At 44.0% G+C, this 13,175-nt stretch carries 9 protein-coding genes; 2 read left to right on the top strand and 7 right to left on the bottom strand.

From position 1 onward, the window contains the following. Positions 1-27 precede the first annotated feature (27 nt). Genes ACTQWB_RS13510 through ACTQWB_RS13500 form a run of 3 tightly spaced genes read right to left on the bottom strand, consistent with a single transcriptional unit; the run spans position 28 to position 3,541 of the window. Entirely contained in the window at positions 28-1,032 is a 1,005-nt protein-coding gene (locus tag ACTQWB_RS13510) for an ABC transporter permease (RefSeq protein WP_441502089.1), read from the bottom strand. Positions 1,033-1,034: 2 nt separating this feature from the next. Then, positions 1,035-2,030 (bottom strand): ABC transporter permease, encoded by a 996-nt coding sequence (locus ACTQWB_RS13505; RefSeq protein ID WP_441502088.1) that lies wholly within the window; start codon positions 2,028-2,030, stop codon positions 1,035-1,037. After that, the gene (locus ACTQWB_RS13500) at positions 2,030-3,541 is read right to left on the bottom strand and encodes a sugar ABC transporter ATP-binding protein (protein ID WP_441502087.1); all 1,512 of its coding nucleotides are present in this window, start codon (positions 3,539-3,541) and stop codon (positions 2,030-2,032) included. Before ACTQWB_RS13500 ends, ACTQWB_RS13505 begins: the two co-directional genes overlap by 1 nt. A gap of 304 nt (positions 3,542-3,845) precedes the next feature. On the opposite strand from ACTQWB_RS13500, the gene ACTQWB_RS13495 reads away from it, so the two are divergent. Together ACTQWB_RS13495 and ACTQWB_RS13490 are read left to right on the top strand one after the other, a co-directional pair. Continuing rightward, positions 3,846-5,393 (top strand): response regulator transcription factor, encoded by a 1,548-nt coding sequence (locus tag ACTQWB_RS13495; protein WP_441502086.1) that lies wholly within the window; start codon positions 3,846-3,848, stop codon positions 5,391-5,393. A gap of 96 nt (positions 5,394-5,489) precedes the next feature. After that, entirely contained in the window at positions 5,490-7,343 is a 1,854-nt protein-coding gene (locus tag ACTQWB_RS13490) for a sensor histidine kinase (RefSeq protein WP_441502085.1), read from the top strand. A 133-nt stretch (positions 7,344-7,476) separates the two neighbouring features. Here ACTQWB_RS13490 and ACTQWB_RS13485 read toward each other — a convergent pair whose 3' ends face one another. The 4 genes from ACTQWB_RS13485 to ACTQWB_RS13470 all read right to left on the bottom strand — a co-directional run bounded on the left by ACTQWB_RS13485 (position 7,477) and on the right by ACTQWB_RS13470 (position 13,169). Then, a complete protein-coding gene (locus ACTQWB_RS13485) occupies positions 7,477-8,895 on the bottom strand; it encodes an arabinose isomerase (protein ID WP_441502084.1) in 1,419 nt (472 codons plus the stop codon). A 191-nt stretch (positions 8,896-9,086) separates the two neighbouring features. Next, positions 9,087-10,490 carry a rhamnulokinase gene (gene rhaB / locus ACTQWB_RS13480; RefSeq protein WP_441502083.1) on the bottom strand — a complete coding sequence of 468 codons (1,404 nt, stop codon included), beginning with the start codon at positions 10,488-10,490 and terminating at the stop codon, positions 9,087-9,089. Between the two features lie 409 nt (positions 10,491-10,899). Then, the gene (locus tag ACTQWB_RS13475) at positions 10,900-12,012 is read right to left on the bottom strand and encodes a substrate-binding domain-containing protein (protein WP_441502082.1); all 1,113 of its coding nucleotides are present in this window, start codon (positions 12,010-12,012) and stop codon (positions 10,900-10,902) included. A 179-nt stretch (positions 12,013-12,191) separates the two neighbouring features. Next, positions 12,192-13,169, bottom strand: a complete 978-nt coding sequence (locus ACTQWB_RS13470) for an ABC transporter permease (protein WP_441502081.1) — start codon at positions 13,167-13,169, stop codon at positions 12,192-12,194. Between the last annotated feature and the right edge of the window lie 6 nt (positions 13,170-13,175).

Raw genomic sequence — 13,175 nt, 5'->3', positions numbered from 1 at the left:
GGTATGAGTTAGTTGTTAAGGAATTTTTTATTTTACTGTTTTTGCTTTTTTCTGTACTTCTTTGATGATATTTGGAAGTGCAACTGCACCGATCAGAAGTACACCGATGATCAGCAGGATAACCTGCGGATGGATGTTTCTCTGTCCAAGACCAACACGAAGGCAGACGATGATAAATGCGGAGATCAGACCACCTGCGATATTTCCTTTACCACCTGTGGAGGAGATACCTCCGAATACTGCCATTGCGATAGCGTCCATTTCAAAACCGTTACCAGTTGTGGTGTTTGCACCGAATGATGAAGACATCAGGAACAGGGCACACAGACCGGAGATGGTTCCCATCAGAGTGTAGATGATGAAACGGATCTTCTGTACATGGATTCCGGAGTAGTAAGCTGCAAGACGGTTGGTACCGATTGCATATACTCTGCGTCCAAATGTACATTTGCCAAGGATGACTGCTGCAATGATTCCAAGGATCAGAACCAGGAACAGAATGTAAGGAACACGTCCTACTTTTCCGCCAAGTGCAGCGAAGCCTTCTGTATTTGTTACGGAAATACTTCCACCGCTTCCAAGAACGATCTCAGCGATACCTCTGAAGATGATCTGTGTTGCAAGTGTTACGATCATTGGAGGTAATTCTTCGAATTTGGTAAGAACAAGGGCATTTACAGCACCGCAGGCAGTTCCTACCAGAAGAGCTGCAAGGATTACCACGATAAATGGTGCTCCTGTATTAGCCACGATACAAGCCATTGTTGCGGAGAGACACACGATAGATCCAACGGAAATATCGATCTCGCCAAGTACCAGAATGTATGCCATCGGCAACATCAAGAAGATTTCTGCCAGATAAACAGGCATCTGACGGAGCAGGCTCTTCACATTATAGAATTCTGAAAAGCATGCACAGAAAATATTTGCTGCAATAAACAGGAGTACCAGAATGCCTTCCCAGCTGAAGATCATCTGTTTTACGGGGCTTTTCGGCACGTTGTTAATACTTCTTCCAGATTTTCCAGCCATGATTACATCTCCCTTCCCTTTAATGCATTTTTGTCAGCTGTACGCTGTAAAACAATGTTTACAACAACTACTACAAGAATGATAACACCCTTGATGGTATTCAGCCACAGCTGATCGAAGAACGGGATCAGCGGAAGTGCTTTTGCGATAGTTGCAAGGATCAGGGATCCAAGTAATGCACCAAGTACTGTACCACGTCCACCACTCATGCTTACACCACCGATAACGCAGGCTGCGATAACATCCATCTCACCGCCCTGCTGCATATCAGGCATTGCAGATGCATAAATGGAAACCTGAAGGGCTCCGCCAAGACCAGCGAGAAGACCCATGATAGTATAAACAAGAAGCTTGATGTTCTTAACATTGATACCGGAAACTTCCGCTGCACTTGGGTTACTTCCTACTGCATAGATTCTTCTTCCAAGTGTTGTCCATTTCATGAAGATGAAGAAGATTACATAGCAAAGGATGATCACCCAGATTACAAGGCTCATTCCCAGGAATTTTGTTGTTGCAAAATCTTTGAATTTACCAAGAGCTGCTGCACTTGCCCACTCACCATTGTTGGAAACAAGATATCCCATCGCACGGTAAATGTACATGAAGCCCATAGTTGCAATGATCGGAGGTACATCCGCTCTGGAGATTACAAGACCTACCAGGAAACCACATGCAGTTCCGATTAACAGTGCGATCACAAATGCCAGGAAAGTACTGGAAATGTGATCATATTTCAGAAGCATACCAATTGACATACCGGTAAGTGCCAGTGTAGACATAATGGAAATATCAATTCCACCTACCAGCATGACACACAGCATACCAAGTGACATTACCATTGTTACAGCGTTATTTTTCAGCATATCCGTCAGGGACTTAAATGTAAGGAATGACGGGCTGATGATTGTGATTACTACGAAAAGCAGAATCAGGATCACTGCAAGCAGTGCTTCACGGGAACCTGTCAGCTTTTTCATGAAAGATTTCTTTTCCATTATTTAGCTGCCCCCTTTCCTGATGTACCTTTCTCCATAGCCAGCTCAAGGATCATTTCCTGAGTTGCCTCGCCACGGCTAAGCTCACCAGTTTTACGTCCGTTGCACATAACTACGATTCTGTCAGCCATTCCGAGAATCTCAGGCATTTCAGAAGAAATCAGGATGATCGCATAACCTTTCTTTGCAAGGTCACCCATGATCGCATAAATCTCGGCCTTGGCACCGACGTCAACACCCTTGGTCGGCTCGTCCATGATAACGACCTTCATCTCCTGGCTAAGAGCCTTGGCAACTACAACCTTCTGCTGGTTTCCACCGGACAGAGAGCTTGCCGGCTGGAAAATATCCACGGCCTTGGTATCAACCTCTTCCAGAAGTCTCTTGGCAAGGTCTCTTTCTGTCTTCTCGTCATTGAAGCCTTTCTTCGCATATTTACTGATGGTCGGAAGAGTTACGTTTCTTCCAAGTCCCCAGCTCATGATCAGGCCCTCTTTCTGACGATCCTCAGGAAGAAGGATGATTCCTTTCTCCATTGCATCAGAAGGTTTCTTAATATGTACTTCCTTGCCTTCCAGATAAACCTTTCCTTCATCTGGATTCGTGATTCCACAGACGCTTTCTACAACCTCTGTACGTCCTGCACCAACCAGACCTGTAAGACCTACGATCTCGCCTGCATGTACATTGAAGGAAACATCCTTGAAATATCCGGTACGGGACAAATGCTCGATACGAAGCATCTCATCACCGATCTTAACCTCTGGTTTCGGGAACAGATCCTTGATCTCACGACCAACCATGGCTTTGATCAGGTCTGCATTTGTGATTCCGTCTACATCATAAGTACCGATGTACTGGGAGTCACGGAATACGGTAACTCTGCTTGCCAGACGGTACATATCCTCAAAACGGTGGGAAATGAAGATAATGGAAACTCCTTTTTCCCTTAACTGGTCTACGATTCTGTAAAGCTCCTCGGATTCTCTCTTTGTAAGAGAAGCAGTCGGCTCATCCAGAATAACGATTTTGGCATTTGTTGATAATGCCTTGGCGATCTCAACCATCTGCTGCTGGGCAACACTTAAGGTTCCCATTTCTGCAGTTGCATCAAAATCTGCATTTAACTGCTTCAGAAGCTTGTTGGCCTCCTCATTCATGGCTTTCCACTGGAGCATGCGATTTTTCTTGATCTCATGTCCCATGAAAATATTCTCTGCTACTGTTAAATGTGGATAGGATGTAGGGTGCTGGTAAACGGCTGCGATTCCTGCTGCCTGTGCATCCTTCGGTCCTTTGAAATCCACTTTTTCGCCAAACAGGTACATTTCGCCTTCTTCTGCTTTATGTACGCCGGTAATTACTTTAATGAAGGTAGATTTACCTGCACCGTTTTCGCCCATCAGTGCATGAACTTCACCTGGTTTCAACTGGAACTGTACATTGTTCAGTGCTTTCACGCCGGGGAAAATTTTCGTAATGCCTTTTAATTCAAGAACATATTCAGACACGGCTTTTTCTCCTCCCTTTCTTAATCTGGTTCTATTCTATCATTGGACATTTTGTTTGGAAATGGGAAAATATTTTGAAACAGGGTAAAATATTTTCCACTTTATGGGTAAAATTTTCCACAAAAGCGAAAAATTTTCACAAAGCCAGCTTCTTTTAGTCTCGTATTTTAGCAAATTTTGTGATATGATGGGGACAGTGCATTTTACAGCTACTGTGAACGGAGTAAACAGCAGCATTTTGCAACCCAAAATAATGAGGACAAAAGGTAGATTGTCCCCATCTGATCATGGAGTATATATAATTATGAAGTTATTAATCGTAGACGACGAGGAACTTACCCGCACCGGTGTAATTTCTTCTATCGACTGGCAATCCATCGGGATTGATGAAGTGCTGCAGGCCGATGACGGAGTAAACGGAATCGAAGTTGCCCGTGCACATAGGCCGGATATCGTCCTGTGTGACGTGCGTATGCCCCGCCTTGACGGAATTGCCATGCTGGAACGGCTGGAGGGAATCCTTCCTGACATCGTTCCTGTTTTTATGAGCGGCTATTCCGATAAGGAATATCTGAAAGCCGCCATCAAGCTAAAGGCTGTAAATTATATTGAGAAGCCTCTGGATCCTTCCGAAATCCGCGAGGCTATTATCGAGGCCCGGGATCTTTGCCTGGAGAAAAAGCGTACCAGACATAACGAATCCATGCATTCCCTGGAAACAGCTTCCCATCTGGCACTTTTGCTTACACAGCCATATGCCCAGGTAAAGGAGAGTATCTCACAGCTTACAGATGAGCTTGCCCTTACTCTTGGAACTACCACCACCTTTACCGCCATTGTCCTTAAGACCGATAATACCCAGGAGCTTCCACCATCTGAAGCCAATGCCATGTATCTTTCCATCCGTGATTTTCTGAAGCCTTTCCATATGGATTGTATTTTTGCGGAAAAGCATGTACAGTATATGGTTTATTTTCTGTTCGGGCCTGCTCCTGGTGCTTCTGCATGGAAAAGCATCGAGGATTTCTTCTGCAATCTTTATTCCCGCTTTGCCAGATTTTCCATTGCAGCCGGAGATACCCTTACTGGGATTTCAAAAGCCTATCAGTCCTATACTTCCGCTGTTATTCTGCTGCAGAACAGCTTCTTTTTCCCGGCCGGCACGTTCCTGTCTCCTAATAAAGAAGCTTCTTTACAGGAAAAGCTTTCAGAGCTTCCTGCCAATCCTGAGAATGAATTTCTTTCCCTTCTTACTGCTAAGAACGAGGAAAAAACCCGGGCTTTTCTGGAAACCCTTTTTCATTATTATGACCGGAACCAGAATACTCTGCCGAACCAGGCCAAGGATATGTATTATAAGCTTTTCCGTACCTTAGATGAGGCAGCCAGACAACTGAAGCTGACTCTTTCTGATAGGCAGGAGAATCTGATAGACGCACTGGAAAAAGTATTTTCATTTGACGAATTACACCAGAAGCTGCTTGCAAAAACAGAGAATTTTTTCCAGACAGCCACGAATACTGAGGAGGAAAATTCCACAATTTATCTGATCAAAGATTATATCAGCCAGAAATATATGAATGAAACCTTGTCGGTAAAAGATATCAGCGACCATGTATTTTTGTCCACCTCTTATGTCTGCACCTTTTTCAAAAATGAAACCGGGCAGACATTAAACCAGTATCTTACCGAATACAGAATGGAAAAAGCCAAGCAGTTGCTTTCCGATCCCCGGTACAAAATCGCGGATATCTCCTCCCGGGTTGGCTACAGTGATGGTAATTATTTTGGCAAAAGTTTTAAGAAGTATACAGGTTTTTCACCGTCTGAATACAGGGAAAAAATGAGCTAAAATCGTTTATAAAGATCCAAAAAACTTCCTACAAAATATAACGTAAAACGAGACTGGAAAATTTAGGATTTTTTAGAAAAAGGAGCGTGATATAATTTGCATGCATTAAAACAATGGTATCAGGATCTGAGCCTGCAGTCTAAGTTCACCCTGGTACTTCTTATGATCGTGGCAATTCCTGCTTTTGCCATTCTTTTCTTTTTCTATGGAAGAGCCTATGATATGGTGGTTTCCTATACCATCCGTCAGGAGCAGGATCGGTCTGCTGACACGGCTCCACTGATTGAAGATTCTATTCAGAAGATTCTGGATGTCAGTGAAGAGATTTCTTCCCTGGATTTTTATCAGACTCTTTTCAAAAATACCATAAACGATTCCTTCTCCAGTCTGGCGGCCTCCCCTGAGGCTGCTGCTTTTTCCGGTAAAATAAAGCAGCTGACTGCTGATACTCCTGTTACCAGCGTAAAGATTTACATGGAAGAGCCGCATGACCAGCCTTCTTCTGCTTCGTACATGAATACCTTCCTTGCTTCTGATAATCTGAAAGATACCTTTCTGCCGCTGAAGCAGGCACGTGGTACCTACTGGTATGGAATTTTCCGTGGAAGCCGTGTGGCAGATCTGTTCTGTCCTTCCTTTTATCTTGGTACCAAAGAACAGGAAGCCTATGGAAATCAGGCTTATATCACCCACGCTTCCGTTATTTACCGCAACAGCACCTACGATGCCTATATGGCGGTTTACTATTCCGGAGATGATTTTCACCAGATCTTATCGGACAGCCTGACTCTGGATGGAAGTGTTTCGTATATTATGAACGAGAGAAACAATCTGGTAGCTGCTTCCAGTGATTCCCTTGCCGGAATTTACTGGCTGGATTACGACAAGATCATGGATTCCTATATGTCTTCCAACAGTTTTGTACAACAGAACATCCTGGGCCAGAAGGTTTACGTGGGATTTTACAGAATCCGGCAGCCTGGCTGGTTTATGGTTACTGTACTTCCTTCCAATCCACTGATCACCCAAAGTAATATCCTGGTTCTCCAGTTTTTATCTATTTATGCTGCCGTTCTGGTGCTTGCATTTTTGCTTGCCAGCACTCTCTCCAAGTCGATCACAGGCAGAATTTCTTCGGTTATCAGCCAGATGCGGACCGTCCGCCATGGGCCACCTGTTCCTATGGACAGTCCAAGTGCCCACGATGAGATCGGAGATCTGATTGACACTTATAACTATATGACCCGTAAAATGAACCAGCTGATGGAAAAGCAGGCGCAGGCCGCTGAGGATCTGCGCATCGCAGAATTTAATTCCCTGCAGGCACAGATCAATCCTCATTTTCTCTACAATACCATGGATATGATCAACTGGATGGCCCAGCAGGGACGTACCTCGGAAGTCTGCAATGCGGTGCAGAATCTTTCCCGTTTCTATAAGCTTACCTTGAGCCGCAAAAAGGGAATCAGCACCATTGCCAAGGAAGAAGAACATGTTTCTATTTATGTCCATCTGCAGAATATGCGCTACCATGACAGCATTTCCTTTATTTCCGATATTCCGGACGAGTTGATGGAATACCAGATTCCCAAGCTCACCCTGCAGCCCGTTGTAGAAAATTCCGTGCTTCACGGCATTCTGGAAAAGCCATCCAAATCCGGAACCATTGTTCTTACCGGCTGGATGGAGGATGGGGATATCGTGCTTCTGATTTCTGATGATGGCGTGGGAATTGCGCCGGATAAGCTTCCTGTGATTCTTTCCGGTGAAGGAACCAGTATTTCCGGCGGAACGAATATTGCCATTTACAATACTCATCGCCGGCTCCAGGTGCTTTACGGACCAAAATATGGGCTGTCTTATTCCAGTAATATCGGAAAGGGAACAGAGGTGCAGATCCGGATTCCAGCAAAGAAAGATCCTGTAAAGGAGACGGATCGGCAGGTGTGATTTTTTATAACAAAAGAGAGAGTCCAAGGGCTCTCTCTTTTGTTGAATATGAATATGTGCACAAAACCATATAGATGGTCTTATTATTGCTGTTAGTTTTGTCTGTTTCCAGTTTCTCGTTACCTGATTTCTACTATCTGGTTACAATATCAACCGGAACATTGAAGATCTTTGCAACCTTCAGGATTGTATCAATATGTCTTCCTGTTGCAGCAGCCATGTGATGAGTCGGGCCAGCTTCGCTCCAGCGGTTTACAAACTCTCTTGCACCGCATGTGAAACGGGTTCTCATATTGGTATCACCGAAGGAAAGGATCGGTCCTTCCTCGTTAATCCCCTCAGCAACAACAAATTTGAAGCGTCCGTCAGCATCCTGTGTAATTGCAAGATAGGTAACCGGACCTGTGTATGGATAGAACTGGGTCAGATATCCGCCGCCTGTTTTACCGTGGAATACCGGTACGATCTTCATGGTAGGTTTCTTATCGGAAATATCAGCATCACCACTTCCAGAGTGACCGATGATGCAGATGTCATCATTGAAATCAATGGAGTACATCTCAGAAAGCTGGCCGGTACCGGAAATTGTCTTCAGAATACTCATTGCCATGGCAACTTTCATGTCACCCTCAACAGCACAAGCAGTACCCTGTTTGATCAGCATAGAGAATGCCGGAATCAGCATACTGTCAAGGACACCAGCCTTGCCCTGTGCAAATCCGTCATAATGGGAAGCGATCATTCCAAGATGCTCGTCTTTTACCCATTTCTCAAATGCTACAACATATTTTGCCATATCCCATACTTTTTCGATTGTTCCGCCGCCTTCGATATCAAAGGTATCCAGGATATCCTGTGCTTTTGCACGGATTGCGTCCTCGTCTGTAATATCATCAGCGATTGCCCACATCTTCTCCCAGTCGAACTGTTTGGTATAGAGGAACATTCTGTTGTACAGGTTGGTCTCATCAATGTAAAGATCCATCATACCCGGATATGGTCTTCCGATCTGTGCGATGTTTGTATCACGGAATCTTCTTCTTACCTGTGCAGCTTTACACCAGTCTTCGATCTCAGCCTGAACACCTGGATCTCCACCTTCTACAACACCTGTGATAACAGCATGTCTCTTGCCGGCTCTCTCAAGATCGGCAACTGCTTCCCCAACAGCACCGCATGCATAGCCTTCGCCAAGCCATGTAGCAATATCTGTATGATCATAATCCAGTGCTTTCAGCTTCTGGACATTTACCAGAACAACCGGAACATCAAGGTCACGGATTGCCGGAAGCATATTGTAGGATGTAGCATAGGTCAGCATCTGAAGGAAAACAAGGTCAACGTCTGCTGCACGGAATTTATCTCCTGCTACCATTGACTGTTCTTTGGTTGTTACCATTCCTCCGTCGATGATCTCAACAGTATCCGGAATTGTTTTCTTAAATGCCTCGTACTGAGCCTCAAACTCTGGCACCAGTGACGGGAACTGAGGCAGATATGCGCCTAAAGCAATAGAAAATACACCAACTTTTGCTTTTGTGTTTACTAACATTGTAGTACCTCCTGTTTTATTAAGCTATCTTAATATTAAGCTATCATTCACCTGCAATTTCATATCCTGCTCCAAACAACTGTATTCAAAAATAGTTTTTTGAACACAACACCTCAAAATGGACGTGCAGTCTTTTGAAATCACAGATAATATCTAATTAACAATCTGGTATCTTCTGGTTTCTGATCAAATCAGGCCTTATATACCTTAATTCCGAAAGACTCATGAATTGTAGTACGAGCCTCTTCAATTGAGCCGAACTCTCCGGCTTTCAGCATCTGAGCCGTAATATTTCCGATTGCAGTTGCCTCTCCTGGACCAGCGTGAACCTCTTTGCCAGTAGCCTTGGCAGTCAGCTCATTGAGATATCCTGCATTGGAGCCACCGCCCACTACATGGATACGGCTGTAGGTTCTGCCTGTCATTTCTTCCAGCTCTTTTGCTGTCTTAGCATAGCACTCAGCAAGGCTGGTGTAGATAACAGTCGCGATCTCACCTAAAGTCTCAGGAACCTTCTGTCCGGTTCTGCGGCAGTAATCTTTTACTTCCTCAGTCATATTGTCAGGGGAAAGGAAACACTCATCATTTGCATCTACTCGTGATGGGAAATCCTTTGCTTCCTCTGCCATCTGACAGATTTCTGCAAATCCGTATTTATCATCAAATTCATGACGGACAGACTGGATCATCCAAAGTCCCATAATATTCTTCAGATAACGGAATCTTCCTGCATAACCGCCCTCATTGGTAAGGTTCATCTCACAGCTCTTCTTGGAGCAGTCTGCTTTTTCTCTCTCAAGTCCCATCAGAGACCAGGTTCCGGAACTGATGTAAATGAAATCGTCGTCATTTGCAGGAACTGCAAGAACTGCTGATCCGGTATCATGTGTAGCCGGTGCTACAACTTCTACATCAAATCCAACTTCTTCTTTCACTTCATCAGTGAAATGTCCGATACTTGTACCAGGCATGATCAGTTTCTGGAACATTTTTCTCGGATATCCCAGCATATCGATCAGTTCGTAATCCCAGTCCTTTGTCTCAGGGCTTACAAGCTGGCCTGTAGTAGCTTCTGTATATTCACACGTTTTCTTACCTGTAAGCAGATAATGGAAGTAGTCCGGTACATGAAGCATTGTTTCAGCCTGCTCAAGATATTCCGGATGTTTCTTCTTTACAGCCATCAGCTGGTAAACGGTATTAAAGATTGCTTTCTGAATACCGGTACGTGCATAAAGATCTTCCAGGGAAATGGTCTTATAAACTTCCTCATCCATTCCCTCTGTTCTATGATCACGATAGCCAACTGTATTTCCCAGAACCTTGTCGTCCTTGTCCATCAGTACAAAGTCAACGCCCCAGGTATCTACGCCCATGCTTACCGGAATCTTGCCGATCTCTTTACATTTCTTAAGACCATTCTTGATTTCCTGGAAAAGTCTGTCGAATTCCCAGCAAAGCTCGCCGTCCTTCTTAACCATTCCATTTTCAAAACGATGTACCTCTTCAAGCTCCATCTTTCCATTCTCAAGATGTCCAAGGATCAGTCGTCCGCTTGAAGCACCGATATCTACTGCAAGATAATATTTCGCCATTTTTATAAAACCTCCTCAATCGTAAAATTACGCTGTATGAATTAGGTTACTGCCCACTGATTACATTTTTCAACAGAATCTCATTCTTCAATAGGTTTAAATGAGTCACTTCGTTCCCATACATCCGCCTTCATAATTGATGATATCATAGTACTATAATATCAATCAATAGATAAGACCCTTGTTTGTCAAAAAAAGTGTCCTTATTTGCAAATAAAATTTTCTGTTCTGTCCATTTTCCAGGAGTCACCCTCTTAGAATGTCTCATTAATAATAAAAATAATTTTCCTGTATTTCAATATCTTCTTTTTCACCAGAAAACCCCCGGGGCAATGCCCCAGGGGTCTGTTTTATTCACAGTTTATAAACCTGCAAACATTGGACGTTGTGTCGTCTCTTTACTTTTTAATTAGTCATAAAGGTTTGGAGCGATGTCTTCAGCGTCGATGTTTGTAGAATCATACCAGTAACCAGCTGTAGGAACATCCTCAAGCTCCTGTCCGTTAGCAGCTGCTGTCAGAGCGTAGATTGCATAATATCCCATCATCAGAGGAGACTGTGTAACTGCACCAAGGAATGTGCCATCTGTTACAGCTGCTTTAATGATAGAACCAGCGTCAAAACCAACACCGATAACGTCGCCGTTAGCTGCGTCAGAACCAAGAACGTTCAGGTTAGCGTTAGCTGCAAGAACACCCTCTGCTGAAACCTGGTTGGAACCGAAGATTGCGATACAGTTTTCCTGGGAAAGGATAGCCTGAGCCTCTGTGGAGCAAAGCTCTACAGTTGTCTGTGCCGGAACTGCAACCTGGATAACAACGTCAGCGTCAGCTTCTTCTGCGTCAGCACCTTCTGCTGCGTTTACATAGAACTCATTACCTTTAACTGCTACTGTTTTTCCATCAGCTTTAATCAGCTCGATCATCTTATTGATGAATCCTGTACCACGCTGCTGGATGTTAAGAGCTGTAGCATCCTGGTTAACCTCACCGATGATAACCTGTCCGTCAGCGTTAGCGATAACGTCTTTGATTGCCGGATACATGTTCTCAGCTGCTACAGAACCAGCCTGATTGTTGTCTGTGCAGACTTCGCAAACTACAGATCCTTCCGGAGCATCAGCGATACCTGTATCAAATGTAACAACCGGGATTCCTTTGTCAACACATGTCTGAAGAGCTTCCTGAACAGAAGATGTATCACAAGCTGCAAGTCCTAATCCAACAGGATTAGCTGCGATAGCTGTATTGATCATGTTAACCTGGTCAGCGATATCGGACTCACTGTTTGGTCCCTGTGCTGTATAGGTAACACCTAATTCTTCCGCTGCTTTGTCCATACCTTTCATAGCTGCTTCCCAGTATGTAGACTGGAAGGATTTAACCATCATTGGGAACTCATAAGCTTCGTTAGCTGTAAGTCCATCAAACTGATCTTCTGGAGCTGCCATAACAGTTGTTGCTGCTAAACCGGATACCATTGCCGCACAGAGTACTAATGCCATAACTTTCTTTGCTTTCATTTACTACTTCCTCCTTGAAATAAAATTATATATTTTTTTTATGATGATACGTCGCTACACTCTCCGACGCTTCACATCCGTTATGAAATTGTTGCTGTTTACCAGCTGTTCGGCTTATAAACAGAATTTTGCTTTTCTTCAGGCTGACTGTCTGTAAGCCAGCCTGTATGTTTCAGTTGTTAGTGTGCACTTTTTTTCTCTTTCAGGATATCAATCAATACTGCAACGATCAATACAACACCTGTGATGATCTGCTGCCAGTTTGCCTGCAGACCGACATATGGAAGACCGGTCTTTAACAGCATGATTACGAAAATACCTACCAGAGTTCCTACTACAGATCCATAACCACCGGAAGCTGCAACACCACCAACGAATACACCGCCGATCGCATCCATCTCAAGTCCGGCACCAGTACCAGGCTGTACAGTAGGAGTTACTGCTGCATATGCGATAGCTGCAAGTCCTGTAAACAGACCGCAAACTACATATACCATTACATGATAGAACTTAACATTGATTCCGGAAAGAGCTGCTGCTTCTTTGTTGGAACCAATTGCGATGGTGTAACGTCCGAATTTGGTATGATTCAGAACAAACTCCATCAGGATTACCAGAATGATCATCCACAGGAAACCGATCGGGTAACGGGAAGCACTTCTTCCAGTACCGATTGTCAGCTTAAAGATAGAATGGAACCATCCACCTGGCTGATTTAAGGTTGGCCACGGTGTAGCACTGCAAAGAGAACCAGCACCACGGGTAATCATACAGGTACAAAGGGTTGCAAGGAATGGCGGCAGGTTCATGATACCGATAAGAACACCGTTCAACGCGCCGATTGCAATTCCAAGCACTACACAGATCAGCATTGCAACTACTACCGGAATATTATTATTTCTGATAAGAGTTCCACCGATCAGTGCATAACATACCATACCAGTTCCGATTGACAGGTCTACACCGGCTGTGATAAGTGGGAATGTAACACCAATTGCCATCAGAAGATCATAGTATGAGAAATCCAGCATACTCAGGATTGTTGTGTACTGTCTGAATTCCTTACTCATAAAGGAAAATATAGCAGACAGTGCAATGATAACCAGCAAAACAATAAATCTCTGATCACTTAAAATACTTTTTTTCTTCTTAGTCATGACGTC

The sequence above is a fragment of the Blautia sp. HCP3S3_H10_2 genome, assembly GCF_052122375.1.
Classification (GTDB): domain Bacteria; phylum Bacillota; class Clostridia; order Lachnospirales; family Lachnospiraceae; genus Blautia_A.
Note: the sequence above shows the minus strand (reverse complement) of the source record. Positions and strands in the feature narration are given on the sequence as shown.